The sequence below is a fragment of the Roseibium sp. AWQ4_290 genome (genome assembly GCF_056160985.1).
Genome location: NZ_JBSWYG010000011.1, coordinates 101,794 through 127,570 on the forward strand (window position 1 = coordinate 101,794; position 25,777 = coordinate 127,570).

The 25,777-nt window shown below is 60.3% G+C and carries 21 protein-coding genes; 7 read left to right on the plus strand and 14 right to left on the minus strand.

Translation table 11 applies throughout. The features are described from left to right. Window positions 1-33: 33 nt before the first annotated feature. From topA to ruvX, 9 genes are all read right to left on the minus strand, one after another. Window positions 34-2,769, minus strand: a complete 2,736-nt coding sequence (gene topA / locus ACXAH0_RS12865) for a type I DNA topoisomerase (protein ID WP_475191721.1) — start codon at window positions 2,767-2,769, stop codon at window positions 34-36. Between the two features lie 289 nt (window positions 2,770-3,058). Further along, entirely contained in the window at window positions 3,059-4,210 is a 1,152-nt protein-coding gene (dprA, locus tag ACXAH0_RS12870; RefSeq protein WP_475191726.1) for a DNA-processing protein DprA, read from the minus strand. Continuing rightward, window positions 4,207-4,878 carry a glycerol-3-phosphate 1-O-acyltransferase PlsY gene (gene plsY / locus ACXAH0_RS12875; RefSeq protein ID WP_475175139.1) on the minus strand — a complete coding sequence of 224 codons (672 nt, stop codon included), beginning with the start codon at window positions 4,876-4,878 and terminating at the stop codon, window positions 4,207-4,209. The genes dprA and plsY overlap by 4 nt, the downstream gene beginning before the upstream one ends. Before the next feature lie 293 nt (window positions 4,879-5,171). Further along, window positions 5,172-6,662 carry a VPLPA-CTERM sorting domain-containing protein gene (locus ACXAH0_RS12880; protein WP_475191731.1) on the minus strand — a complete coding sequence of 497 codons (1,491 nt, stop codon included), beginning with the start codon at window positions 6,660-6,662 and terminating at the stop codon, window positions 5,172-5,174. 202 nt (window positions 6,663-6,864) lie between these two features. Beyond that, on the minus strand, window positions 6,865-7,644 hold the full coding sequence (locus tag ACXAH0_RS12885) for a DUF3108 domain-containing protein (RefSeq protein WP_475191736.1): 780 nt from the start codon (window positions 7,642-7,644) through the stop codon (window positions 6,865-6,867). 154 nt (window positions 7,645-7,798) lie between these two features. After that, window positions 7,799-9,100, minus strand: coding sequence for a dihydroorotase (locus ACXAH0_RS12890; protein WP_475191741.1), 1,302 nt, complete (start codon window positions 9,098-9,100; stop codon window positions 7,799-7,801). A 20-nt stretch (window positions 9,101-9,120) separates the two neighbouring features. Further along, the gene (locus ACXAH0_RS12895; protein ID WP_475191745.1) at window positions 9,121-10,077 is read right to left on the minus strand and encodes an aspartate carbamoyltransferase catalytic subunit; all 957 of its coding nucleotides are present in this window, start codon (window positions 10,075-10,077) and stop codon (window positions 9,121-9,123) included. A 137-nt stretch (window positions 10,078-10,214) separates the two neighbouring features. Further along, window positions 10,215-11,141, minus strand: a complete 927-nt coding sequence (locus ACXAH0_RS12900) for an AEC family transporter (protein WP_475191749.1) — start codon at window positions 11,139-11,141, stop codon at window positions 10,215-10,217. A 26-nt stretch (window positions 11,142-11,167) separates the two neighbouring features. Then, entirely contained in the window at window positions 11,168-11,650 is a 483-nt protein-coding gene (gene ruvX / locus ACXAH0_RS12905) for a Holliday junction resolvase RuvX (RefSeq protein WP_475175123.1), read from the minus strand. 143 nt (window positions 11,651-11,793) lie between these two features. Between ruvX and ACXAH0_RS12910 the strand changes: the two genes are divergently transcribed. Together ACXAH0_RS12910 and ACXAH0_RS12915 are read left to right on the plus strand one after the other, a co-directional pair. Further along, on the plus strand, window positions 11,794-12,498 hold the full coding sequence (locus ACXAH0_RS12910; protein ID WP_475191751.1) for a metal-dependent hydrolase: 705 nt from the start codon (window positions 11,794-11,796) through the stop codon (window positions 12,496-12,498). Between the two features lie 250 nt (window positions 12,499-12,748). Then, window positions 12,749-13,672, plus strand: coding sequence for a hypothetical protein (locus ACXAH0_RS12915; RefSeq protein ID WP_475191754.1), 924 nt, complete (start codon window positions 12,749-12,751; stop codon window positions 13,670-13,672). A gap of 28 nt (window positions 13,673-13,700) precedes the next feature. Here ACXAH0_RS12915 and ACXAH0_RS12920 read toward each other — a convergent pair whose 3' ends face one another. From ACXAH0_RS12920 to ACXAH0_RS12930, 3 genes are all read right to left on the minus strand, one after another. Next, on the minus strand, window positions 13,701-14,912 hold the full coding sequence (locus ACXAH0_RS12920; RefSeq protein ID WP_475175115.1) for a lytic murein transglycosylase: 1,212 nt from the start codon (window positions 14,910-14,912) through the stop codon (window positions 13,701-13,703). A gap of 249 nt (window positions 14,913-15,161) precedes the next feature. Beyond that, window positions 15,162-15,632 carry a hypothetical protein gene (locus tag ACXAH0_RS12925; protein WP_475191759.1) on the minus strand — a complete coding sequence of 157 codons (471 nt, stop codon included), beginning with the start codon at window positions 15,630-15,632 and terminating at the stop codon, window positions 15,162-15,164. Window positions 15,633-15,707: 75 nt separating this feature from the next. Continuing rightward, window positions 15,708-16,826 carry an SH3 domain-containing protein gene (locus ACXAH0_RS12930; RefSeq protein ID WP_475191761.1) on the minus strand — a complete coding sequence of 373 codons (1,119 nt, stop codon included), beginning with the start codon at window positions 16,824-16,826 and terminating at the stop codon, window positions 15,708-15,710. A 434-nt stretch (window positions 16,827-17,260) separates the two neighbouring features. Between ACXAH0_RS12930 and ACXAH0_RS12935 the strand changes: the two genes are divergently transcribed. The 5 genes from ACXAH0_RS12935 (at window position 17,261) to ACXAH0_RS12955 (ending at window position 24,024) form a co-directional block, all read left to right on the plus strand. Then, a complete protein-coding gene (locus tag ACXAH0_RS12935; RefSeq protein ID WP_475191764.1) occupies window positions 17,261-18,439 on the plus strand; it encodes an ABC transporter substrate-binding protein in 1,179 nt (392 codons plus the stop codon). 97 nt (window positions 18,440-18,536) lie between these two features. After that, complete coding sequence (locus ACXAH0_RS12940; RefSeq protein WP_475175106.1) at window positions 18,537-19,136, plus strand: TetR/AcrR family transcriptional regulator; 600 nt, start codon at window positions 18,537-18,539, stop codon at window positions 19,134-19,136. Between the two features lie 106 nt (window positions 19,137-19,242). Next, the gene (locus tag ACXAH0_RS12945; RefSeq protein WP_475191769.1) at window positions 19,243-20,349 is read left to right on the plus strand and encodes an alkene reductase; all 1,107 of its coding nucleotides are present in this window, start codon (window positions 19,243-19,245) and stop codon (window positions 20,347-20,349) included. A 567-nt stretch (window positions 20,350-20,916) separates the two neighbouring features. Further along, the gene (gene ilvD, locus ACXAH0_RS12950) at window positions 20,917-22,761 is read left to right on the plus strand and encodes a dihydroxy-acid dehydratase (RefSeq protein ID WP_475191772.1); all 1,845 of its coding nucleotides are present in this window, start codon (window positions 20,917-20,919) and stop codon (window positions 22,759-22,761) included. A gap of 129 nt (window positions 22,762-22,890) precedes the next feature. After that, the gene (locus tag ACXAH0_RS12955) at window positions 22,891-24,024 is read left to right on the plus strand and encodes a metal-dependent hydrolase (RefSeq protein ID WP_475191776.1); all 1,134 of its coding nucleotides are present in this window, start codon (window positions 22,891-22,893) and stop codon (window positions 24,022-24,024) included. A 59-nt stretch (window positions 24,025-24,083) separates the two neighbouring features. Here ACXAH0_RS12955 and ACXAH0_RS12960 read toward each other — a convergent pair whose 3' ends face one another. Next, entirely contained in the window at window positions 24,084-25,022 is a 939-nt protein-coding gene (locus tag ACXAH0_RS12960; RefSeq protein ID WP_475175096.1) for a hypothetical protein, read from the minus strand. Between the two features lie 209 nt (window positions 25,023-25,231). Then, window positions 25,232-25,756 (minus strand): TerB family tellurite resistance protein, encoded by a 525-nt coding sequence (locus ACXAH0_RS12965; RefSeq protein WP_475191781.1) that lies wholly within the window; start codon window positions 25,754-25,756, stop codon window positions 25,232-25,234. Window positions 25,757-25,777 lie beyond the last annotated feature (21 nt).

Below are 25,777 nucleotides of genomic sequence, written 5' to 3' on the forward strand. Positions count from 1 at the left end.
TGGTGTGTTTACGGGTGTTCAGTTTTTTGGCGCTCAAGTCGCATCATCCCAGGGAACCTCTTCCGACGACGTGTCCACCTTGGCTTTGGCGGATTTTGCCGCAGCCGTCTTCTTTGCCGCAGCCTTTTTGGTTGCGGGCTTTTTTGTCTTTGTGTCGTCTGTGCCGGTTTCCGCCTTGGCCTTATTGGCCGTTGTCTTCTTGGCAGCCGGTTTCTTTGAGGCCGCCTTTTTCTTGGTGCCGCCCTTGGCGGCCTTGGCCGCGATCAATTCCAGTGCCTGTTCCAGGGTCACGGCTTTCGGGTCCGTCTCCTTCGGCAGGGTCGCGTTGATCTTGCCATGTTTGACATAAGGCCCGTAGCGCCCGTCATAGACATTCACCGGCCCGCCTTCTTCCGGATGCTCGCCGAGTTCTTTCAGCGGGGTTGCCGCCGCGCCGCGGCGGCCGCCGCCCTTGGCTCGCTTTTCCGCCAGGGCATCCACCGCCCGGTTGATCCCGACAGAGAATACCTCGTCCGGAGAGGACAGGTTGGCATAGGTGCCTTCGTGCAGCACAAACGGGCCATAGCGGCCGATTCCTGCGGTAATCATCTTGCCGTCTTCGGGATGCAGGCCGACCTCGCGGGGCAGCGAAAGAAGCTGCAGGGCCTTGTCCAGATCCATGTCCGGCGCGGACCAGCCCTTGGGCAGGGAGGCCCGTTTCGGCTTGGCTTCTTCACCCAGCTGCACATAGGGGCCAAACCGGCCGGTGCGCAGCGACACATCCAGCCCGGTTTCCGGATCGGTGCCGAGCACTTTCGGGCCTTCATCGGCCTCTGCGCCATCCCCATTGGGTTTGCCGAGCTGGCGGGTGTAGCCGCATTCGGGGTAGTTGGAACAGCCGATAAAGGCGCCCCAGCGGCTGACCTTCAAAGACAGCTGGCCGCTGTCGCAGCTCGGGCATTTGCGGGCGTCCGACCCGTCTTCCTTTGGGGGGAAGATATGGGGGCCCAGCAATTCGTTCAGATTGTCGATGACTTCGGAAACACGCAGATCCTTGATCTCGTCAACCGTGCCGGAAAAGCTGGTCCAGAAGTTGCGCAGAACCTCCAGCCATGACAGTTCACCGGCGGAAATCTTGTCGAGCTGCTCTTCCAGGCTGGCAGTGAAATCAAATTCCACATAGCGCTGGAAAAAGCTCTCCAGAAACGCGGTCACGATCCGGCCCTTGTCCTGGGGAACCAGCTGTTTTTTGTCGAGCTCGACATAATCGCGGTCGCGCAGGGTCTGCAGCGTGGAAGCATAGGTGGACGGGCGGCCGATCCCCAGCTCTTCCATCTTCTTCACAAGGCTTGCTTCCGTATAGCGCGGCGGCGGCGTCGTGAAATGCTGGCTGGCCTCAATCGCTTCTTTTTCGCCGTCAATGGCAGCCGCCGTCAGGGCCGCGCCTTCATCAACGGCGGGCAGGCGGCGGGAATTTTCGTCTTCCTCGTCATCGCGGCCTTCCTGATACAATGCCAGAAAGCCGTCAAAGCGGACAACGGAACCAGTGGCGCGCAGATTGGCCCTTTTGCCGGAGCCATCTGCAAGAATTTCAATGGTTGTGCGTTCCAGAACCGCCGATTCCATCTGCGAAGCCATGGTCCGCTTCCATATCAGCTCATAGAGCCTTGCCTGATCCGGATCGAGGAACCTTGCCACATCCTTCGGGCGGCGGGACAGGTCCGTCGGCCGGATCGCCTCGTGGGCCTCTTGTGCGTTTTTTGCCTTGGACGAATAAACGCGCGGCTTTTCAGGAACGTATTTGTCGCCAAAATCCTGACCGATCACGGAGCGGGCGGCTGCGATGGCCTCTCCGGCAATCTGGACCCCGTCCGTTCGCATATAGGTGATCAAGCCGGACGTTTCGCCGCCAATGGAGATGCCTTCGTAGAGCTTTTGCGCCACCTGCATGGTCCTTGAGGCGGCAAAGCCGAGTTTGCGCGAGGCTTCCTGCTGCAGGGTGGAGGTGGTGAAAGGGGCGGCGGGATTGCGCTTGGCCGGTTTGGAGGCGACGCTGTCCACGGTGAAGCTGGCGCTTTCCAGCATCGTCTTGATGGTGCTGGCTTCGGCCTCCGTGCCAATGTCGTGGCGGCCGATCTTGCGGCCTTCAAATCCGGTCAGCCCGGCCTGGAACAGGTCTCCGGCCGGGGTCTTCATATTGGCGAAGATCGACCAGTATTCCTGAGGCTGGAACACTTCGATTTCCATTTCCCGGTCGCAGATCAGCCGCAGGGCAACCGACTGAACCCGTCCGGCGGAGCGGGCGCCGGGCAGTTTGCGCCAAAGAACCGGCGAGAGGGTGAAACCCACCAGATAGTCGAGGGCGCGGCGCGCCAGATAGGCGTCAACCAGGGGCGTGTCCAGCTGGCGCGGATTGTCCATCGCATCCAGGATCGCCTTCTTGGTGATCGCGTTGAACACAACGCGCTCGACCTGCTTGTCCTTCAGCACCCGCTTTTTTTGCAGGACTTCCAGAACATGCCACGAAATCGCCTCTCCTTCGCGGTCGGGGTCAGTTGCCAGAATGAGGCGGTCGGCATCCTTGACCGCATTGGCGATTTCGCTGAGCCGTTTCTGGGACTTGCTGTCCACTTGCCAGCTCATGGCGAAATTGTCGTCCGGCTGCACCGAGCCATCCTTGGGGGGCAGGTCGCGCACATGACCATAAGACGCCAGGACCGTGTAGTCGGAGCCGAGATATTTGTTGATCGTCTTGGCTTTCGCCGGCGATTCCACAATGACGACGTTCATTCTTACCCAAATTTTTTTGCCGGAAACGGAGCCCCCGTCCGGTGAAGAAGGAGATTTGACAGGCGCAGACGATCACGGATCATGCGCCGACTGTCAAATGGACCTTTGTCTTGCTGCGGTCAAGTGACCATCTCATACCGCAAGTCTGTGCGGTAAAAATCCTTGTTGCATGGGCCCGGCAAGGCATGCAAGCCCCACCCGGTCGCCGTCAACATCCAAGGCTGGATGCGGCCGGAGCCTATCACAGGGATCCGTCATGGGCGGCCATTCAGCCGGAAATGGGGCACGCTCACATCAGGAGGGAAATCTTTTGCCCGCCATGGCGGTCGAGCCGCCCGGCAAGTTCCAGTTCCAGGAGGATGACATTGACCGCGCGGGCTTCGGCCCCTGTAAAGCGGATCAGTTCATCCAGTTCCATGGGGGTGGGGCCGAGTGCGTCCAGAACGAGATCCCGTAAGGTCTCGTCGCCGTCCGCTTGCGGCACCTCTGGCATCAGCGGGGGCAGGGGACGCTCCGGCTCCGTGATGCCGCTGAACAGGGGCAGGTCCGGCTCAAGCCGCCCGGCCAGGCCCTCCAGCACATCGTCTGCAGATCTGGCCAGAACCGCCCCTTGCCGGATCAAGCTGTTAGCGCCTTCAGAGCGGGGATCAAGCGGCGACCCGGGCACGGCATAAATGTCCCGGTTCTGCTCCAGCGCGTAGCGGGCAGTGTGCAGGGAGCCGGAAGCCTTGGCGGCCTCGATCACGACAACGCCGAGAGAAAGGCCCGAAATCAGCCGATTGCGCCGGGGAAAATCCCGGCCGCGCGGTTTCCAGCCAAAGGGCATCTCGCTGATGGCCGCGCCGCCTGCGTCCAGAAGGGCTGCAAGCAGCCGGTCATGTTCTTGCGGGTAAAGCACATTCAGACCGCCCGCGAACACCGCCACCGTGCCGGTGGCAAGGGCTTCCTCGTGGGCGCTGGCGTCAATGCCCCGGGCAAGTCCTGAGGCAATGGCAAAGCCTTCCGCGCCAAGACCGCGGGCGAAAGCGGCGGCGAGCTTGCGGCCGGACAGCGAAGCGTTGCGCGCCCCGACGATGGCGGCCATGCGCGTGTTTTGAAGCGCACCGCCCCCTTTGACGGAGAGCAGGGGCGGCGGGCTGTCGATGTGTCTGAGATGTGGCGGGTAGTCTGCTTCGCCCAGGGCCACCAGACGGGCGCCAAACCTCAGATGGGCCTCCATCTCGGCGGCCGCTTCTTCTTCTGGGCACAGCCGGTAGCTTTTCTTGCCGCCGCGTTTGGACAGATCCGGCAGAAGGTCCAAAGCGCGCTCTGCAGAGCCGGCATGGTTCAGAAGATCACGGAAGGTGGCCGGGCCGATATGTTCAGAGCGAATCAGGCGCAGCCAAGCCAGACGCTGGTTGTCGGACAGGCTGCGCGTCTGAGCGGCGAGGGGAGCTGTCATGAGCCTCCGTTGCCCGGATCGGCTTCCGCGTCTGTGCCTGCGGCCGGTGTGGCTTTGGAGCCGATGCGGCTTTCCTCGCCGCGCATGAGACGGCCGATATTCTCATGGTGCTTGGCCCATAGCAAAACGGTCATCACCATGGCCATTTCTGCCAGCTCCACCTTGTGGAAAAGAATGTAAAGCAGCAGCGGAGTGACGAGGCTTGCCGTCAAGGCGGAGAGGGAGGAGTAGCGCAGGCTGACAGCAACCCCGATCCAGACCGCAAGAAAGATCAGCCCGGCGGGCCAATAAAGCCCAAGTAGAATCCCGATATAGGTGGCCACCCCCTTGCCGCCCTTGAAACCGAGCCAGACCGGAAAAAGGTGGCCGAGAAACGCGCCAAGACCCGCCACCAGGGCCATTTGGCCGCCGAAGAAATGCCCGGCAATCAGAACCGCCGCCGTCCCCTTCAGCGCATCGCCCAAAAGCGTTGCCGCAGCTAGGGATTTGCGCCCGGTTCTCAAAACGTTGGTCGTACCGATATTGCCCGAGCCGATGTCTCTTATGTCGCCGAGCCCGGCCAGTTTCGTGAAGATCAGGCCAAAGGGAATTGAGCCGAGAAGGTAGCCGAGAAAAAGGGCGGCAAGATAGAAGAGCCAGGCAAGCTCCCAGCCGGTCGGATCAGTCACGCGGAATGTCTCCTTTGCCGGCTCTTATGCCAGCTTCCAGATTTCTGATGCGGCACTGTAGCGATGCGGATTGGAGGATCAAGTCCCGGGTCGTGAAAAGCTATGTCGAGGACGGAAGGAGAACTACTCTCCAAGATCGTTTTGCTGGTTGAGGTCGTGTGCGTGTCAGAGGCCTATCGGGCAATCCACAAAGGTTTCAGGCCGTTCTCGTCATGCCAAACGGAAACCGGATGCAGGCTATCAGGCTGCCCGCATCCGGCCGAAAAGCTATGCTTGGTTTTCAGGCGCTGCCGTTAGGCCGTTGCGGCGGTCCGTTTGCGGCGCCGGGCAACAAGGCCGAGGCCTGCGAGTGCCGATCCGAACAGGAGCGCACTGGCCGGAAGCGGGATCGAGGCGACGAGCTGGTCATAGGTGAGCGTTCCATCCTTGAACTGGAAGCTCTCCCAGGAGGTCAGACGCAAGGTCGCGTCTCCGCCAAGGCCAAGAACCTGCAGGATCAGCGCGCCGTTATCCAGCCAGACCCCCAGAATGTCGCTGGTCAAAAGCCCCAGGAACCAGACATCATCTTCGCCTTCACCGCCGTCAAACAGCGCGCCGCCTGCGAAGAACCCGACGGGCAGGTCGAAAAAGTCGGCGTCAAAAACCAGCGAGTCGTTGCCGGTGCCGAAATCGGCGCCGCCGATGACCTTGCTGCCCTGCAGATTGATCAGCGCGTCTTCTCCGCCGCCCAGATAGAGCGCGGTGCCGCTGGTGCCTTCAAGGGTGCCGAAATTGGCAATGACCTGGCCTTGCGTGTCCGCATCATCGGTGTTGACGGCGATTGTGCCGGTAATCAGTCCCAAATTGTCAACAATAGACCCTTCCGAGCCCGGGTCGAAGTCAATGGCCGAATTGGTGGTGGAACGGATCTCACCGGTATTGAGGATATACCCGCTGTCGATATCAATCGCGTCCTGAGCTTCCAGAGAGGGATCGGCCGCCAGATCAGCTGCGGTCTGAGTGTTGGCGATCAGGCCATGGTTTTCGATCGTGGCCTTTTCACCCACCTGAACCGCATCGTCGAAGGCAAGGATCTCGCCATAGTTGACGACTTCTGCGAAATCGCCGGCCTCAATGGCCTCGTTCGTGGACGATTGGATCACGCCGGTGGTCTCATTGGTGATTTTGGCGCCGTCCCCATTGGCGTCAATGGCCTTTTCCACGGCGGAAATGGTTCCGGCGTTTTGTACCGTCAGATCATCGCCCCCCTGAATGCCCTCATCCTGGGTTTCGATCAGTGCGCCTGCCGTGTTTTCTACGGTCAGATCCGTGCCGCTGCCCACATTGACAGCTCGGTCGTCGGTCTTGATGGTGCCGCTGTTGATGATCTGAACTTCGTTGGCGTCGCTATCGTCTTCGTTTTCGCCAACAATGCCCTGATCCTGTGCCGTGATCAGGCCGGTATTGACCACTTTCAGCTTGTTGCCGCCGACAATGGCTTCATCCCCGCCGGCAATCGTGCCGTTGTTGTTGACCGTGTTGTTCTTGTCTTTCAGCTTGATCGCGTCGTCGCCGGATGCCGTGGTGTCCAGGGTTGCACCTGTTTCGACATTCACCGTGACATTCTTGCTGCCATCATCGAGGGCGCGCGTTTCAATGGCGTCCGGTCCGTCGAACACATCTGTGGCCGAACAGGTGACGGTATCGCCGCTGCCCGGAGACAGGTCGTCACAATCGGCATGCGCCAAACTCGCAAAAGAAAAAGGAACAGCCGCGAGCGCAGCCGTCATCAAAAGACGTTTCATCAGAACCCCCAAAATTAATAAAGTGTTTCAGTAATCAGGCGAGATGACATTTATATGTCAAAATGACGATGCCGTCAGGGAGATGATGCAGCGGCAAAAATTAATTGGGACCGGGCAATTCTTGGAACGCCCGGCCGGGCTCGCCTGCCTGCCGGCAGACGCTCAAATGCTTCCAGACTGCCGCTATTGGCGAAACGGTTCCTCAGCGGGACAGCTTGTACTTTTCCGCTTCCACGACAAGCGGACCAAATGGCGCTGTGATGCTGGCCCGCAGAGGCACCAGGAAAGGCGTCTTGCCAATCTGGCCCAGCCAGATCTCCAGCGACTTGTTTTTGGCCAGTTGCTGAATGGTTTTGCGTTTCGGCCGGTGTCCGGAGACCGGTTCATAGCGGGCCCGGCAGACCAGTACCTTGCCCTTGAAACGGCCATCGCTGGTCCGGGTCTCACGCTTGCTCTTGTAGCTCAAATGCACATCATAGCGCTCCTTGCCATCATAGAGCCGGAGCGTGCGGTTGCAGCTTTCCGCGGCAAGGCCCTTGGGGGCGGGAAACACGGCCGCCGTCAACGGGTCCAGCACATTGGCCAGATGAGCGGCGGTCACCTTGACCCGCTCGTTCATCCGGTCCTGGGGGGGATTTACCGCCACCTTGTCGATTGACCCGTTCTTGAGCTGTATGGAGACCGTGCCGCTGTCATCATCGCTGGTCATCTTGAGATCATAGTCTTGCGGTGTCAGAGCGCCGCCCTCAAGGCTACCGCGCACGGTGACCGATCCCTTGCCGTTTGAAACCAGCTTGCCAAACGCTGCCGTGCCGCCCTTGGCCGACAGGGCATAACTATCCTTGTCAAAATCGATGGTTACAGTGCCCGATCCGATGGGCAGGCCCACCGCATAGAGCTTGTATTTGATGTAAAGGTCGGCGGCCTCTGCCCGGCTGAGGCTCAGAGCAAAGGCAAAGAGGACAAGAAGGGTCGGACGCATGCGGGCTCCTCAGGTATGAGTGGCAGCGCCTCAAAGTGGCGCTGCGGATCAGAGGGCCCGATAAAGCCCGGCACCGCCTGAATGCAGCCTGAACACCCCATTTATCTGCGGTCCAGCCTGTGCCCAGGCAATCCGGCGATGTGCCGGAGACCGCTTATGCGTAAGAATAGACGACTTTGCCGCCAACAACCGTGTGCAGCACCCGGCCCGAAAAGCGTGCATCCTCGAAGGGGGAGTTTTTCGAGCGGGAGCGGATCGCGCTTTTCTCCAGAACCCAGGGCCGGTCCGGATCAAACACGGCAATATCCGCCGGAGCGCCCTTGGCAAGCCGTCCAGTCTCAAGCCCGAGCCGGTCTGCAGGGTTCGCTGTCAGGGTCCCGAGCAGGGTGGTGAGGTCAACCTGGCCGGAATGATGAAGACGCAAAACCGCCGCCAGCAGTGTCTCCAGGCCGATGGCCCCGTCTTCAGCCTCCGCCCAGGGGTGCCGCTTGGTTTCCACGTCCTGCGGGTCATGGTTGGAGCAGATGATATCGATGGTGCCGTCGGCGACAGCTGCGATCATCGCCTGCCGGTCGTCTTCATCGCGCAGCGGCGGAGACATTTTGAAGAAGGTGCGGTAGGCGCCGATATCATTTTCATTGTGGGTCAGATGGTTGATCGAGAGCCCGGCCGTGATGTCGAGCCCCCGGTCTTTTCCGGTGCGCACCGCTTCTGCGCTGTCGGAGGTCGAAATCAGGTTTGCGTGGTATTTGCCCTTGGACATGCCCACAAGGCGCAGGTCCCGCTCCAGCATGATGATTTCCGCCTCGCGCGGCACGCCGGACAAACCTTTCCAGCTGGCATTCAGCCCCGCATTCATCACGCCGCCCGCCAGATCCGGGTCTTCGGTGTGGTGAATGACCAGCGCGTCGAAATCGCGGGCATAGGTCATCATACGGCGCATCACCTGGGCGTTTTTGACCGAGGCATGGCCGTTGGTGAACGCAACTGCCCCGGCTTCCTGCAACAGCCCGATTTCCGACATTTCAGACCCCTTGAGGCCCTTGGTCAGAGCGGCCAGGGGATGCACATTCACAATGGCCGTATCCCGCGCCCGGCGCAGGATGAAGTCGACCAGGGCAGGATCATCGATCACCGGATCTGTATCCGGCATGGTGCAGATCGTGGTGACGCCGCCTGCGGCCGCCGCCTGGGAGGCGCTGGCCAGGGTCTCGCGGTGCTCGGCTCCGGGCTCGCCCACCGACACGCAAATGTCGATCAGGCCGGGGCAGGCAATGGCGCCCTTGCAGTCAATAATGTCGGCGCCATAGGGCGCGCCCTGGTTGGCGGCCGCCGGACCGGCTTCCAGAATGGTGCCGTCGGCAATGATGATCGAGCCAGGCGCATCCAGCCTGCGGACCGGGTCAATCACCCGGGCGTTGGACAGGACCAGAGGTTTCGGGGTGTCGAGTGCCACTTTGTCTATCCTCTGAAGCCTTAGTTGTTTGGCAGGTTGGCGGCGAGCGCCTCAAGAACCGCCATGCGCACGGCGACCCCCATTTCCACCTGTTCGCGGATCAGGCTCTGCGGACCGTCGGCGATGGAGGCGTCAATCTCCACGCCCCGGTTCATGGGCCCTGGATGCATCACCAGAACATCCTCCTTCGCGTGGGAGAGCTTGTCCGCATCAAGGCCATAGTAGCGGTAATACTCGCGCACCGAGGGAATGAAGGCCCCGTTCATGCGCTCCCGCTGGAGCCGCAGCATCATGACGATGTCCGCACCTTTCAGGCCCTCGCGCATGTCGTTGAAGACTTCGACCCCCATCTTGGCAATGCCGGAGGGCAGAAGCGTGGAGGGGGCAACCGCCCGGACCCGTGCGCCCAGGGCGTTCAGCAGGATGATGTTGGAACGGGCCACCCGGGAATGGGCTATGTCACCGCAGATCGCGACCGTCAGCCGGGCGATCTTGCCCTTGTGCCGGCGGATGGTCAGGGCGTCGAGCAGGGCCTGGGTCGGGTGTTCATGCGGGCCGTCACCGGCATTGACCACGGAGCAGCCCACTTTGCGTGCCAGAAGATGCACGGCACCAGCTGCGTGGTGGCGCACCACAAGAAGATCCGGATGCATGGCGTTGAGCGTGGCAGCCGTATCGATCAGCGTTTCGCCCTTTTTTACCGAAGACTGGGACACCGCCATGTTCATGACATCCGCGCCGAGCCGCTTTCCGGCCAGCTCGAACGAGCTTTGGGTACGGGTGGAGTTTTCGAAAAAGAGGTTGATCTGGGTCCGGCCCTGCAGCACATGCTTGCGCTTGCTGATCTGCCGGGAAACCTCGACGGCTTCCTCGGCCCTGTCCAGAAGGCCCAGAATTTCATGGGGGTGAAGACCCTCTATGCCCAGCAAATGACGATGGGGAAAAGGGTTGTCTCGATGGGTGTCTGTCGCGGTCATCGAGACCATCCCTATAGGGGGAATCGGGCCGGGGCACAAGATGCGATTTTACCTTCTGCCCGCTGTCCACATCACGCATGGGAGGAGGTGCAGGTATTTGATCAAATGGACAAATTTAAGGGTGTGCCGGTGGCAGATCAGGTCAGCAGCAGCAGGGCAAGCGGCAGCGTTCCGGTGGCGGCCAGGGTCTGCAGTGTGATGATTTCCGCCATCAGTTTCGCATCGCCGCCCATTTGCCGGGACAGTAGATAGGAATTGCTGGCACAGGGCACGGCCGTGGCGATGATGATCACCGAAAGCGCGGGGCCGGTCACCCCGAACAACCAGGAAAATCCGAACGCCACAAGCGGCATCAGCACGGGACGCAGAAAGGTGCCAAGCGTGAGCGCAGGCCCCGGTTTGCGCAGGGAGTTGAGGTCGAGACCAGCGCCAACACAGATGATGCCAATGGGCAGGGCCGCGCGCGCGAAAATCTCCAGTGTATCGGCGACGGTGCCGGGCAGGGACAAACCGCTGAGATTGAACAGCACTCCTGCACCAATCGAGACGATGAACGGGTTGGTGTAAAGATCCCGCATCACCTTGGCGCCGCTGGGCGCGGTGCCGCTGGCATAGTGGGAGAGCACCAGAACGCACATGACATTCAGAACCGGGATCATGAACACGATCGCAACCGCCAGAAGGGCGAGCCCGGTCTCTCCGGCGATAGTGTTCGCCAGCGCCAGCGCGATCATGGCGTTCCAGCGCAGGGTTCCCTGAAAGATCGAGGTGAAGCGCACGGCGGGGATGCCATAGCGGCGCTCCAGCAGCGGGCGCAACAGCAGCAGCAAGCCAGTGACGGCGGCGAGCGTGCTCAACAGGGCGGCGCCCATGTCGAGGGTCGGAAAACTGGAGAAATCCGCCTGGGAGATCGTGCGGAACAGAACCGCCGGAAAAAGCACGATATAGGCGAGCTTCTCAACACCGCGCCACTGTTCGCCGGTGATCAGGCCGGTGCGGGCGATCAGGTAGCCGCAGGCAATCACAAGGATGACCGGTGCGAGGGCCGCGAGGGTGGTCAGCATCAGAGCGTGCTTTCAAACATCCAGGATCAGCGTCTGTCCAGAAACCCGAGCCGGTCGAGAAACCCTTGCAGGATGAACGCAGCGGCCATCTTGTCGACGACCTCGGCCCGCTTGGCCCGGCTGGAATCAGCCTCCAGAAGCGTGCGCGTCACAGCGGCGGTGGACAGGCGCTCATCCCAATAGGTGACCGGCAGATCGGTTTTCTGGGACAGATTGCGGGCAAAGGCCCGGGTGGCCTGGGCGCGAGGGCCTTCGCTGCCATCCATGTTGAGCGGCAGGCCCAGCACAAGCCCGCCGACGCCTTCGCGGGCGCACAGGGCCAGAAGATATTCCGCATCCAGCGTGAATTTCTTGCGCCGGATGGTTTCCATCGGTGTCGCGATGCCGCGCCCGAGATCGGACAGGGCAAGGCCAATGGTCTTGGTGCCCAGATCAAGACCGATCAAACGGCTGTTCGCGGGCAGGACTGCGACAAAATCTTCAAGGGAAAGTGCGGGATCATGTGCCATTGGCGCGCTTTATCAGGCCCCATGGAAAAAGGCCAGATCGATCTTGCGTTCAAAGCAGCCGCGGACAGGCAGCCTGCGCTTGCGGTTTCCGCTTCGGGGCCTATGCTCCGGGTCCGGTTCTGATGTTCTTCGGGAGACCCTTCATGAAACTCACCTGGTATGGCCACTCCGCTTTCAAACTGGAATTTGACAAGACGTCCATCCTTATCGACCCGTTCTTGTCGGGCAATCCATCCTTTCCGGACAGCCTGTCAGTGGCGCAGGTGGCCGAAGGCGTCACCCATGTGGTCCTGACCCATGGTCATGACGATCATATAGGGGATTCCATCGAGATTCTGCGCAAGACAGGCGCGCAGCTTACCTCCAATTTCGAGATCTGCATGTGGGCCAACCGGCAGGGTGTGGAGAATTTCAACCCAATGAACAGCGGCGGGCTTGTGGATACGGGCACGTTCAAGATCGGACTGACCCGGGCCGAACATTCGTCCTCCAAACAGGGCGACGGCGAGGCAATCTATCTTGGCAATCCGCACGGCGTCATCCTTGAAGTGCCGGGCGAGAAGGTGATCTACCATATGGGGGACACGGATATCTTCACCGACATGTCCCTGATCAACGAGATCTACCGGCCGAAAATCGGCCTGGTCCCCATTGGCGACCGGTTCACCATGGGCGGCAAGGTGGCTGCCATGGCCTGCAGCCGGTTTTTCGACTTCGACACGATTGTTCCCTGTCACTATGGAACCTTCCCGCTGCTCGACCAGAGCGCGGACACGTTTGTGTCTGCCCTCGGGGAGGATGGCAGCAAGGTGGCGGCCATTGCACCGGGCGCCGCGCTGGAGTTTTAAGCGCACCTCGCTCCAAAAGCACGGCGTGACGCCGCAGACGGACCGTTTTTCGAAGACCGGCGGGCATTTGTGCCCGCCGGTCTTTCATTTCGGGCACCCGGCCTCAAACATGGACAAAATTTAATGGACTTCAGCGGTTCATGACCAAAGTTTCACGAGAAATGGCGGCCATGCGACTTATGTGACGGTTTGATGGCGCCGGAAAGCGGGATGTTGCCGGTTGAGGGCGCGGCACAAACAGGGTGACAGCATGCGTTTGGTAAAGTCGGACAGTCTCGTTGAAACCGGCCTGAGGGCGGCAGACAATACAATCTTTGAGCAGAACAGGATCTGGGCGCGCTTTGCGAGCGAAAAGCCTGACGTCTCCGCCAGCCTGATGAGGGCCATTCGGGCATTGCATGCCAGGGTGCCGGAGGACAGGCCCTTGTCGGCCCTGTCGATCGGAGCGGGCAGTGAGCCCCAGTTCCGCATTCTCCAGGCCGGGTTTGAGCGGGGGCTTTGGCTTTATGACATTGACGGCGCGGCGCTGGCCTCCTTGAAAGAGCGGCTGGTGCGCCAGCAGCTGGACAATGTGCACCTCGTTCAGGGGGACTATTCAAAGGACTTTCTGACCCCCGAGGTCGCCCGCCAGGCGCTGGCCAGTCTTCTTGACGGGGAAAAGCAGGATCTGATCACCCTGCATCACGCCTTGTATTATGCGCCTGTGTCCACATGGCCAGACCTGATCACGGCCCTTTACGGCCATATCCTTGCTGAAAATGGCGTTATGCACATGGCTTTGATGTCAGCAAGGGAGACCAGACCGCACACGTCGACCTGGCTCTACAATCATTTTGCCGGAAAATTCTTCGGCAGCGCCACAGATCAGGATCTGTTGCAGCTCCGCCAGGACCTGAGTTTGGGCACTGCGCTCAAGGACTGCCAGATTGTCACGGAACAGAAGGACGTGACCTTCTGGGCCGATGACTTTGAACTGTTCATGTCCGCGGTCTGGATGATCCTGCTGCACCCGCATGCCCATGAATTCAATCTGGAACAGCGTGTGGAAATCACCGAGTTCGTGATCGAGCAGTTCTGGATCCCGCAGCGCCCGCTTGTTCAGGTCCAGGACTATCTGGCCATTCACAAGCTCGGCATTGCGCCCCCAAAAGGTGCCTTTCACGGCAATTACTAGGGCAAAGGCGGGCAGGCGCGGCGGGCGGTCAGAGCCGATTCAAGAAGGCCGGGGTCGGCCAAGCATCTGCGGGCATACCAAGTTTCTGCTGCATGTCCTGAACTGCCGCCCGTGTGCCTGATCCCAAAATTCCGTCAATCTTGCCAACGTCATAACCCTTGGCGCGCAGCTTCGTCTGCAGCTGTTTCATCTGTGCGTCGCTCAAGCCCTGGTCCGGATTGCCCGCATCATAGCGCGGGGCTCCGGCCAGGCGTGTTGCAAAATAGGCGGCCGAGGTCGTGTAGATGAAGGACTGGTTCCATTCCAGATAGATGTTGTAATTTGGATAGGCGAGAAAGGCCGGACCCTTGCGGCCCTGGGGCAGCAGAAGCGAGGCCTGAAGATTTGACGAAATCTGCCCCCAGCGCGGTTTGACACCGAGCGCGGCCCATTGGGCTCCTGATTTGGTCTTGCCCAGGCCGCTGTCGGCCCAGTTGAGAGACTGGGGCACACTGACTTCCTGAAGCCACGGCTCGTCGCGCTTCCAGCCCAGATGCTCAATGAAGGCGCCTGCGGTGAGAATCGCATCGGGCGCACTTTGTTTCAGGCGCACATGGCCATCGCCATCGCCATCCTGGCCGAATTTGATGATATCTTCGGGAAGCATCTGAACCATCCCGATTTCACCGGCCCAGGCCCCGGTGGTGCGCTGGGGATCCAGATCCCCGTGCTGAACCATTTCGATGGCTGCGATCAGCTGCGGGCGGAACAGTTCCGGGCGGCGGCAGTCATGGGCAAGGGTTGCCAGGGCGTTGACCGTGTTAAAGTCTCCCTGGACAGCACCGTAGTCGGTTTCAAGTGCCCAGAAGGCAGTGATCACCGGGGCGGGCACCCCGTATTGCTGCTCGGTGCGCTGAAAGATACGGGCGTATTTTTTCATGTTCGCCGCACCGTTTTTCATGCGGTAGCTTGAGATGACCCGTTTGGAGAAATCCAGAAAGGTCATTTTGAAGACACCCTGGGACCGGTCTCGTGCAAGAACCTTCTTGTCGATCCGGGCGCCGGCCAGAGTCTTGTCTGCGGCGCGGGCGGACAATCCCTTGGCAACCGCTTCCTGTTTTACACCTGCCAGAAACTGCCTGAAGTCACCACCGCATTGCTGCGCCAGGGCCGCGCTCGAGGTCAGACATAGCCCGGCCGCAAGGGCCACACCAAAAAACGCGGTCGGAAGGGAGGGCGCGAAGGTTTTGCGGCGTGTCATGAATGGGTCCTGTCAGTCTCGAAATTGCTGTCAAGGAGCTCGAGGCCCCTCTCAATCGGGCACAGTTGACGTTGCTTCGCCCGCAAGGTCAACCATTGTGTTTCCTGGCGCGGCCATCATCCACCGGAGGGCTGCGAAACAAGGTTTAGAGCGAATTGCATTTCATCTGATTCGCATTTCGCTGTCTGATATCGAAGCTTTCAAAGCAAAGAGACGAAGCAGTTTGCTCCCGGATATTTACGGCATGTTTTAGTTGCAATCGCCGAAGCTGGAATCGGCTATGATCCCGCCCTCCGGTGTGCGTTTAAAAGGGGAGTTGACGCGCGCTGACGAGCGGCAGCTTGGGGATGGGGCGGGCAGAGGAGCAACGGGGCCAGCCGTGAGGCCGGAGCTTTGCTGAAGGCAAAGTTGATAGGCGGTATCATAAAGCGCTTGCCAGCCGCCCGGCAGCGATCCGAGATTGTTCAGGACGCCAAGGGCACCGCCTGCGCGGGCGCCGCGCGCAGCCCCGGAGTCACCGGCCCATTCACCGCCCAGAACCGACCCGGCCATGCCACCGGATACCGCATCACCCACCACATCCCCGCTGCCCATATGGGCGTTGGCATAATCGGTGGCGTAGATCACGCAATCGGTCCCATCCGCGTGGGCGGCGGCCGGGACCAGCATGACAAGGCTCAATAGGCCGATGCTTGCAGCGACGGTGCTCCGCTCACCCATGTCTGTTCCCCAATCCGGTTGTGCTCACTGGTCCAGCGAGACTAGGCGAGGGGACTTAACAAGCTGATACCTGCCTCACTCGCTGGCTACCTGCGGTTCGGCTTTTTCTATGTATTTCTGGCCGACAAAGCCGATCTTGTCGTTGTATCTCACCCCACACCACCAGGTGCCGCAGTCACTATAGTGGAGGATCGTGTCTTTCGGAATGACGGCAATGATCTCGCCGTCCTGGTTGCCGGTCAGGCGCATGTTGACGGCTTCAAGCGTCCGGCCTGCATTTGGATAGGCCGGGTCGGCGTTGGCAGGTGTCTGCGCTGGCGCAGCTGCGGCGGGTGCAGATTGTGAACGGACCGGGGTTGAGGGGGCCGCTTGCGCAGGCACGGGGGCTGAGGTGGCATCGTCAAGGGAAGACCGGTCCGCAAAGGCGGGGGAAGCGGCAATGTCACGCAAGACGTCAGCCGTGCGGCTTGATGGCTCTTGCGAGCGGGAATTTGACGATCCGGCCGGTTGCGCGGGCTGGACCGGCAGGGGGAAGGCCGGTGTGGTGCCGGACTGTGTCTGGGCAGCGTTTTCGGCCTCAAAGGCTGATTTGATCCGGTCTTCCGCCTTGCGCGCCCCACGGGGCGATGCCGGGCTGGGTGCAGCCTCTTCGGCTTGCGCGGCCTGAGCTGTCTGGGTGGTTGCAGCGCTCTGGGCAAAATGAACGGCCGGTCCGGACTGCGTGGGATCTGCAGGCTGGGCCGCTTTAGCCAGGGCCGCTTTTGCAGCGGCAAAGGCGGCGGCCGCACCGGACAAGGCTTCTTCAGCGCTCAGATCGCTGTTCTCCGCTTCGGACTTCAGGAAACTGCCGAGGTCCGTGGTCAGAACGGCGCCGCCAGCAAGGCCAAGGGCCAGGGTGCTGACCACCAGAAACTTGAAGCTTGGCCCACTGCCCAGCTTCGCCTTGCGCTCGCCCGCATCAAGGGCTTCGGGCCGCACCGGAACGCTTTCATATGTCTCTTCATCAGGTTGCTGAAAAACACTGGGAATATAGAACGTCTCGTCGTCGGATGGTTCGTTCAGCTTGGGCTGGCGGCGGGGAACCGGGCGCATGTCCAGCTTGTTGCTGCTCAATTGCAGGATCTTTGCTGCGAGAGCTGCCGGTTCGACCGCCTCAAGAGAGGTCTCGTCTGATTTGGTGTTGCTCAGTCCCAACGGCGGTTCAGTGTACAGAGGCGGAGGGGACCAGAGGTCTTTTGCCTTGCCCGTTTTGAGACCAGACATATTTGGTGCTGATTTGGCACGGAGTTTTTCATCCAGATCGACGGGGGTGGCTGGCGCTGAGACGGAAAACATGTGGCCCTCCTGTTTTACGGTTCGGACAGGTGATTGCGGTGACCTGTCTGGGTTACCTGCACAGTCAACGGGAGAGCTTGCATTCCAATGCGACCGGACACGGGCCGGATTGCGGCGATCCTTGGGAAATTTTATTAAAATATGTCTTGGCTGTGACTTATCCACCACAGGTTTGTCCCCGTTTGCAAATGCCTAACCTGTCTTTGCGATGCTGGACCCGGGATGGAGTGACTCGTGGTTGCGCTTTCGGGACGTGCAGCCGTAACCCTTTGGGGACAAACGGACAGATTGCAATGTTGCATACGCTTTTGCTGAAAACCGCCGGTGCCTTGTCTGCGCTCGTGATTCTGTGCCAGGGCGCGGGCGCGCAGCAGGCCCAGGAACTGAAAGTCGGCTTCATGGCGACCCTGTCCGGCCCGGCTGCCGTCTATGGCGAGCAAATGCGTGACGGCTTTATGCTGGCTGTGTCCCAGTCCCATGGGGCGTTGGGCGGGGTTCCCGCCAATGTGATTGAGGTCGATGACAAGCTGGACCCGGAATATGCGCTTGAACAGGCGACCAAACTGATCAACGAAAACGGTATTGATGTCCTGGTGGGGGTCAACTTCTCAAAGGTCATGCTCGCGATCCACGAAACGGTGGTTCGCTCCAAGACGCTGTTCATAGGTGCGGGCTCCGGTCCGGCCCCGATCGCCGGGCGCAAATGCAACCGGTATTTCTTTTCCACCGCCGCTCAGGATGATCAGGTGCACGAGACCATGGGGCGCTATGCCAGCCTCAAAGGGTATGACCAGGTCGTCACCCTCGCGCCGGACTATGAAGCCGCGCGGGATGTGATTGCCGCCTTTCGGCGCCATTTCAAGGGGCAGATCACGCGGGAAGTCTACACCAAGCTCGGACAGACGGATTTTTCAGCGGAACTTAAGGAAATCGGCGCAATCGAACCGGATGCGATCTTTGCCTTCATGCCGGGCGGCATGGGGGTGGAACTGATCCGGCAGTTCCAGACCTCTGGGATGAAAGGTATTGTGCCGTTCCTGTCCACCAGAACACTGAATGCGGTCTCGCTGCCTCACACACAGGAAGCCGGAGAGGGGCTCTTTTCTGCCTCTGTTTGGGCTCCAAATCTGGACAATCCGGCCAACAAACGGTTCGTTCGCGAATTCACGCGCGCCTATGGCTATCCGCCCTCGATTTACGCAGCACAGGGATATGATGCGGCCAAGCTCATCCACTTCGCTTTGGAATTGACCGGCGGTGTGAAGGACCAGGAAGCGCTCTTGTCGGCGATCAGCGCGGCGCCTTTTGAAAGTGTCCGTGGGGATTTCCGGTTCAACTCCAACCAGTTTCCGATCCAGGATTTTTATCTGGTGGAGGGGGTGCGCCGGACCAGCAAGCTCTACGAGATGGAGGCGATTGCCCGGGTCTTTGACGATGTGGGCGATGCGTTTGCCGGCTCTTGCCGCATGTAATCCACCGCTGCAGTCAGTCTCGCCTGCAAGAGGGGCGGAAAGGCGTCCATCTCCAACCCCCCTTGTATTCCGGACTGGATAGTCCATATTGGGGTGTATGATAAAGCATGCCCCCAACACGTCAGCTGCCGGCAAGCGTGCCTCCGGGCCGGGCCGTCCGCGTGCCTTTGACGAAGCGGCAGCCCTTGAGGCAGCTTTGGGGGTGTTCTGGAAAAACGGTTTTGAAGCCACATCCCTTGACGACCTGACCAAGGCCATGGGCCTGAGCAGGTCAAGCTTCTATGGAACTTTTGGCAGCAAGCAGGCTTTGTTCCTGCGGGTGCTCAATCAGTACTCCAGGCGGGGCCTTGCCAATTTGAAGGATGTTGCTGACACGGCGGGCGGCGATCCGGTCGCTGCCATGATGCAGGCGTTGTCCGATCCGGAGGGCGGGCCGAAAGGCTGCATGCTGGTCAATTGCATTACGGAACTTGCTCCCCATGATGAGGAGGTGGCCGTCATTGGCCGCCGCCATCTTGAAAGTATCGAGGAGATCTTTGCCAAGGCCATCGACCCGGACGATCCCGCCAGCGTCCGCGACCGGGCGCGTGCCTTTTCCTCCCTTGCCATCGGCACTCTGGCACTCCGCAAAGCGGGCATCCCAGCCGAGCGGATCGCAGAAACCTTGAAACAGGCCAGAACCATCCTGCCGGCCTGAGACACGCCCTTTAGCTAAAGCGAAAACCAAACGGTATGAGATGTGCAGAAATTTGGACTGAATGTTCCAATAATAGGCAAGCACCAACCTTTGAAAGGAAATGAAAATGTCTGAGGCAAACTTGTTCTCCCCGGCAAAAGCCGGCGCCCTTGAGTTGAAAAACCGTATCGTCATGGCCCCCTTGACCCGCAACCGGGCCCGGCCGGAAGACGATGCCCCCTTTGAGCTGCATGCGGAGTATTATGGCCAGCGCGCTGGCGCGGGGCTGATCATCACGGAAGCGTCGCAGATTTCCCCGCAGGGAAAGGGTTATGCCTGGACCCCGGGTATCCATTCCAAGGCCCAGGTCGCAGGCTGGAAGGCGGTGACAGAGGCCGTTCACGCCAAGGGCGGCAAGATTGTCCTTCAGCTCTGGCATGTCGGCCGCGTGTCACATCCGGTGCTGCAGCCCGGTGGAGCAGACCCGGTGGCCCCGTCTGCCATTGCGGCCAGGACAAAGAGCTTTGACGGGGTCCAGTTTGTCGACACGCCAACGCCGCGCGCGCTTGATCTTGAAGAGATCCCCGGCATTGTCGGGGACTTCCGGACAGCAGCGGAAAATGCCAGGCTTGCCGGGTTTGACGGGGTTGAGGTGCATGCGGCCAATGGCTATCTGATCGACCAGTTTCTGCGGGACGGATCAAACAGGCGTGAAGATGCCTATGGCGGCTCGCTGGAAAACCGGACCCGGTTCCTGAAAGAAGTGCTGGATGCGGTGACCGGCGTCTGGGGCAGTGGCAGGGTAGGCATTCGCCTGAGCCCGTTCTCCAATGCCAACGACATTGAAGACAGTGCGCCGCAGGCAACCTTCAGCCATGTGATCAAACTGGTGAACAGCTATGGTCTTGCCTATATGCACCTGATCGAGGGCCAGACCGGAGGGCCCCGCGATCTTCCCGAAGGCGGGGATCTGGCTGCGCTTTATGCGCTGTTTGACGGGGCAAGGATGGGCAATAATGGCTATGACCGGGAGATGGCCCTTGAGGCGGTGGCAACGGGTGCGCTGGATCTTGTGGCTTTTGGCCGGCCCTTCATTTCCAATCCGGACCTTGCCGAACGGCTGGCTGCCGATGCACCGCTCAACGCGCTTGACCCCGATACGCTCTACGGCGGCGGCGCCAAGGGATACACGGACTATCCGGCGCTTGCCGAAAGCACTGAAGCGGCGGAATAGTGACGGCCGCGCCTTTCTGGATTGGCCAGCCCTGATTTGACATCAGGATGGGCAAGGCAGGAGATTAAACGATACGAAAATCCATCGTTTCAGGCTGCCCGGTATCCACATCGTCTAGTTACCTGACTCTGAAGTTGGTCACATTTCCCGGTACGCTTCGAACGAACTTCAGAGTCAAGAAGGAGACTTGCAAGTTTATGTTTCTAGTGTGATTTTCAAATTTGAAATACGCTCCGGCGGTTCTTGCCAAAAGGGGGCGTGTTTCGAGTTCACCACACCAGGCGGCTTGAAGACCAGCCGGTGCCGGGCTCTGCCCGCACCGGCTGTTTTTGCTCAAACCGACACGCTCTTTCAATTCGCGTTCCGGAGAAACGGCTGAAAAGCACGTGCGAAAATAGGGAACCGTACCGTACCGTACACTTTTTTCGGTTTCCGGCCTTTCGTTCTGGACCGAAACCTGTCACACCCCATATTCAGATTGAATTTGGGCGCGGATACCTGTTCTGGAGCGGCTTTTTGCCAGCGGCCGGAGCAGACGCGGCCCGTTGATAAAACAGGGAGAGAAAAATGCCCCCTTACCGCTCCAGAACGTCAACCCATGGCCGCAACATGGCCGGAGCCCGTGGCCTGTGGCGCGCGACCGGCATGAAGGACAATGATTTCGGCAAACCGATCATTGCCATCGCCAATTCCTTCACCCAATTTGTGCCCGGTCACGTTCACCTTAAGGATATGGGCCAGCTTGTGGCCCGCGAGGTGGAGAAGGCCGGTGGGGTGGCCAAGGAATTCAACACGATTGCAGTTGATGACGGCATCGCCATGGGCCATGACGGCATGCTCTACTCGCTGCCTTCGCGTGAAGTTATTTCCGACGCTGTGGAATATATGGTCAATGGCCATTGCGCTGACGCGATTGTGTGCATTTCCAACTGCGACAAGATCACGCCGGGCATGCTGAACGCCGCCATGCGGCTCAACATTCCGGTTGTGTTTGTGTCTGGCGGGCCGATGGAAGCGGGCAAGGTCGTTCTGGAAAACGGCGTGGAAAAATCCATCGATCTGGTGGACGCTATGGTAGCTGCCGCCGATGACCGCATGTCCGATGCAGATGTCCTGTCCATGGAGCAAAATGCCTGCCCGACCTGCGGGTCCTGTTCGGGCATGTTCACCGCCAATTCCATGAACTGCCTGACCGAAGCGCTCGGACTGGCGCTGCCGGGCAACGGGTCGACACTGGCGACCCATGCGGACCGGGAGCGCCTCTTCGTGGAGGCGGGCCATCTGATTGTGGATCTGGCCAAGCGCTACTATGAGCAGGATGACGAGAGTGTCCTGCCACGCAACATTGCCAGCTTCAAGGCGTTTGAAAATGCCATGAGCCTCGACATTTCCATGGGCGGCTCAACCAACACCATCCTGCACCTTCTGGCCGCTTCTCATGAGGGCGAAGTCGGCTTCACCATGGATGATATTGACCGCCTGTCCCGCAAGATCCCGGTTCTGTGCAAGGTCGCGCCTGCGGTGGAAAACATCCACATGGAGGATGTGCACCGGGCCGGCGGGATTTTCGGCATCCTGGGCGAGCTTGACCGCGCCGGGCTTCTTCACGCGGACGTGCCGACCGTTCATTCCGGAACGATGCGGGAAGCTCTGTCCCGATGGGATGTGCGTCAGACCAATTCGGAAAGCGTGCACACGTTCTTCAAGGCGGCCCCGGGCGGCGTGCCGAGCCAGGTGGCCTTCAGCCAGTCCCGGCGCTGGGACGATCTGGACATTGACCGTTCGGCCGGGGTTATCCGCGATGCGGATCATGCTTACAGCAAGGATGGCGGTCTGGCTGTCCTGTTCGGCAACATCGCCGAGGATGGCTGCGTGGTGAAAACCGCCGGTGTGGATGATAGCATCTTGACCTTCACCGGCCCGGCGCGGATCTTCGAAAGCCAGGACAGCGCCGTTTCCGCGATCCTGACCAACAAGGTCAAGGAAGGCGATGTGGTGTTGATCCGCTATGAAGGCCCTCGCGGAGGGCCGGGCATGCAGGAAATGCTCTACCCAACCAGCTATCTGAAGTCCAAGGGGCTGGGCAAGGCCTGCGCCCTGATCACGGACGGGCGCTTCTCCGGCGGGTCCTCGGGCCTTTCCATCGGCCACATTTCCCCGGAAGCGGCCGAGGGCGGTGCAATTGGCCTGGTGGAGGAAGGCGATCTGATTGTCATCGACATTCCGAACCGGGTTCTGAAGGTGAATCTTGCCGATGACGAACTGGCCAGACGGCGTGCGGCCATGGAGGCCAGGGGCGAAGACGGCTGGAAACCGGTTGAAAAAAGAAAGCGCAAAGTGTCCAAGGCCCTTCGGGCTTATGCGCAGCTGACAACCAGCGCCTCCAAGGGCGCGGTGCGCGAGGTCGACTGATCCCCGGCGCGATCCGGGCCAAAGCTTAAGAGGCGGGAGTGATCCCGCCTTTTTGGTGGCAGACCCATTGCCCTGGCGCAGGACCGGCCCCATAACCGGCTAAGTCTTTTTCTGAGAGCAGTTGTCTTTATGGATTCCCTGACCCAATTTGTCCTCGGCGCTGCCGTCTCCACCGTCTGTCTTGGCCCGAAGATCGGCCCGCGCAAAGCGGTTCTGGTTGGCGGTTTGCTCGGAACGCTGCCGGATCTGGATGTGCTGATCCCCTTTGAAGATCCGATCGACAGCTTTGTCTATCACCGGGGCTGGTCCCATTCGCTCTTTGTCCATGCGCTGGCGGCACCTGTCATCGGAGAAGGACTCAGGCTTCTCTTCAAAGGGCTGCGAGCGCACCGGTTCCTGACCTGGGCGGCGGTGTTTCTGGTCTTGTCGACCCATGCGATGCTGGATGCGATGACCGTCTATGGAACCCGCCTGTTCTGGCCGCTTTATGCTAATCCGGTCGGGGTTGGCTCGGTGTTCATCATTGACCCGGCCTATTCCCTGCCGCTGCTTGGTGTGGTGATTTACGCGCTGTGCAAGTCCACCTGGAGCACAAGACTGCGCAGCTGGCTTACGGGCGTGCTTTTGTTTTCAGCAGCCTATCTGGGCCTCAGCGCGGTGCTACAACAGGTTGTCCAGGTCAAGGCGCGTGCACTGTTTGAAGCCGAAGGCCTCGCGCCGGAGCGCATTTATGCGATCGCGGCTCCGTTCAACATCCTTTTCTGGAAAGTGATCGGCCTCAGCGATGACCGCTATGACAATCTTTATCTGTCGCTTCTGGATGGCAGTGGTGCGCCGGAAATCTACGAGCATCCACGTCACCCGGAGCTGAGTGCCTGTCTTGAGGGAACCGCGTCCTTCGCCAAGCTGGCCTGGTTCAGCCGGGGCTATTTCCGGGCGGAACAGGCCGGTGACAAGATCGTAATCTCGGATCTGCGCATGGGGCTGACGCCAAGCTATGCCTTCCGCTTCGCCATTGGCGAGATCGGCAGCAGCGGGGTCAAGGAAATTCCGCCGGAACGGGACCAGGGCCTTGGGCGGATTGACAGTGCGGACTGGGACTGGTTCTGGACGCGGCTTCGCGGGGAACCGGCCGTTCGCAAGGCCGAAGCCGGTTCCGAGCCAGGAACCACGCCCGGACGTGAGCCTGACCCCGGCAGTCCGGCAAGAGAGTCAGCACCGCCGGGTCTTGCCTGCGGGCCGGAGACCTCCAGCACCGGCTGAGGTTGGGATCCAGGAGCCTCACCCCGTCATACTTGAAAGGGAAAGACACCGCGCGGTCGTCACTCTTCGGCAGGCGGTTCGGGCAGGGGGACCAGATGGATCTCTGCCAGCAGTGCAGCCGGATCATGCACTTCCGGCACTTGCTGGCAGTCCGCGGGCGGCTCGGACATCGTATCCTGATGCGCCTTGAGGACGGCGCAGATCGGTATGGCGGCCTGCCGGGTGCCGCCAATGGCAACCGTCATGGCCTCCTGCAGCGTCCCCTCGGTTTCTTTCAGGGCCAGAGCCAGGTGTTTTGCGAACAGGGAAATGGTCCTGTCGGCGGAATAGTTGGCGCTTTGACCGGCACCTGCGGAGGAAATCAGCGCTTCGGGCCGGTTCTTGTGGTCGGCCGAATGGGCATCAAGCAGATGCATGTTCACCGCATAGGAGCCGTTCGTGTCCAGGATCAGGATCACTTCGGCAGCCGGAAGGGTGTGGAGCATGGCGGCAAAAGCCGGCGCGGAAATCCAGGTGCCATTGCTGATTGCCTGATCCGCTGTCTTCGGCTCCTGGTCGGCCCAAAGCTCCAGAACATAGCCATTTTCGGGGGCAGCCTGCGCATCATCCGGCAATCCGAGCGGCAGGTTGGCATAGATGATCAGCCGGTCTTCCGGTCCGAGGCGGTTGGCCAGTTCCGTCACCTTCCGTTTCAGAGCCGGAGCCGTGGCGCCTTCGTTGATCAGGCGGTGCAGGTCCGCGGGGGCAGTTGCCAGCCGGGGAGCCAGTGCTTCGGTGACCTTTTCCAGGCTGTTGCGGCACACTTCGGGCGCCTGGGCTTTCCAGGGGGGGCAGGTGCCGATGGCCAGAATCGTGTTTTTGAGTGGTTTGGCGGAATGCGCGTGGCCACCTGTCAGAAGGGCGCCCGCCAGAAGGATTGCCGCCAGACACGCAAACACCGCAAGCAGGCGGGATGATCTTCCTGCCTGAGCCTTGGTCCAACGGGGGGCTGCGGTCATTTTCTCTCCCGGAGATCCGGTAGGCCGGATCGTATTTCTTTTATGCGTCTGTATCTTATGCGCCCAAATCTTGGCGCCAGCCTGTGAAGGCAGAGCACATTTTTAGGATGAATTCCATAGAACGCTGTCGCGATCCGTTAATCAATGTCCTTTTGCCAAAGGGGGATCAGACCCTTTGAAACCTTCGGAACGGGAGGAAGGCCGGGTGGTTAGCCGCGCAGCTGTTTGAGCTTTTCGATGATATGCACGGTGTCGTCGGTCGGGGTGCCGGTATCCGCATTGCCAACGGCCGTGACCATCTGGATCAGGTCCGGCAATGTGTCCCGGCCGCCCAGGTTCACGGTTTTCTTGATCAGCCTGCGGATCATATCGTCCGGATTGCTGCTTTGATTGGCCAGCCATTTGGAGAATACATAAAGGTCTTCCGCATCCGCCGCCGAGAGCTGAAAGACTGTTTGCAGCTGCTCCAAAATGGCCGCCTGTTCGGCCCGGGAAATCCCTCCATCGGTTTCCGCTGTCAGAACCAGCAGGGCGGAGGCGGTCACACGGGGGTCGTCCACCCCTTCCGTTGGATGCTGATTGGCCCGCGTCCGGAACCCGAACCGGCGGGCGGCCGCCTTCACGTCCTGGGTGGCTTCAAGCACCACCCGTGTGCTGTCGGCAGCCTGCCGTGCCCGGTAAATCCAGAATGCGGCTCCCGCAACAACAGCCAGAAGCGCCAGCAAAATGTGCAAGGGATGTCCTTTCTTTTCTGA

Coding starts and splice junctions, on each gene's coding strand:
- topA (WP_475191721.1), bottom strand. CDS start 2,769: ATGAACGTCGTCATTGTGGAATCGCCGGCGAAAGCCAAGACGATCAAC.
- dprA (WP_475191726.1), bottom strand. CDS start 4,210: ATGACAGCTCCCCTCGCCGCTCAGACGCGCAGCCTGTCCGACAACCAG.
- ACXAH0_RS12880 (WP_475191731.1), bottom strand. CDS start 6,662: ATGAAACGTCTTTTGATGACGGCTGCGCTCGCGGCTGTTCCTTTTTCT.
- ACXAH0_RS12885 (WP_475191736.1), bottom strand. CDS start 7,644: ATGCGTCCGACCCTTCTTGTCCTCTTTGCCTTTGCTCTGAGCCTCAGC.
- ACXAH0_RS12895 (WP_475191745.1), bottom strand. CDS start 10,077: ATGACCGCGACAGACACCCATCGAGACAACCCTTTTCCCCATCGTCAT.
- ACXAH0_RS12900 (WP_475191749.1), bottom strand. CDS start 11,141: ATGCTGACCACCCTCGCGGCCCTCGCACCGGTCATCCTTGTGATTGCC.
- ruvX (WP_475175123.1), bottom strand. CDS start 11,650: ATGGCACATGATCCCGCACTTTCCCTTGAAGATTTTGTCGCAGTCCTG.
- ACXAH0_RS12910 (WP_475191751.1), top strand. CDS start 11,794: ATGAAACTCACCTGGTATGGCCACTCCGCTTTCAAACTGGAATTTGAC.
- ACXAH0_RS12915 (WP_475191754.1), top strand. CDS start 12,749: ATGCGTTTGGTAAAGTCGGACAGTCTCGTTGAAACCGGCCTGAGGGCG.
- ACXAH0_RS12920 (WP_475175115.1), bottom strand. CDS start 14,912: ATGACACGCCGCAAAACCTTCGCGCCCTCCCTTCCGACCGCGTTTTTT.
- ACXAH0_RS12925 (WP_475191759.1), bottom strand. CDS start 15,632: ATGGGTGAGCGGAGCACCGTCGCTGCAAGCATCGGCCTATTGAGCCTT.
- ACXAH0_RS12935 (WP_475191764.1), top strand. CDS start 17,261: ATGTTGCATACGCTTTTGCTGAAAACCGCCGGTGCCTTGTCTGCGCTC.
- ACXAH0_RS12940 (WP_475175106.1), top strand. CDS start 18,537: ATGATAAAGCATGCCCCCAACACGTCAGCTGCCGGCAAGCGTGCCTCC.
- ACXAH0_RS12945 (WP_475191769.1), top strand. CDS start 19,243: ATGTCTGAGGCAAACTTGTTCTCCCCGGCAAAAGCCGGCGCCCTTGAG.
- ilvD (WP_475191772.1), top strand. CDS start 20,917: ATGCCCCCTTACCGCTCCAGAACGTCAACCCATGGCCGCAACATGGCC.
- ACXAH0_RS12955 (WP_475191776.1), top strand. CDS start 22,891: ATGGATTCCCTGACCCAATTTGTCCTCGGCGCTGCCGTCTCCACCGTC.
- ACXAH0_RS12960 (WP_475175096.1), bottom strand. CDS start 25,022: ATGACCGCAGCCCCCCGTTGGACCAAGGCTCAGGCAGGAAGATCATCC.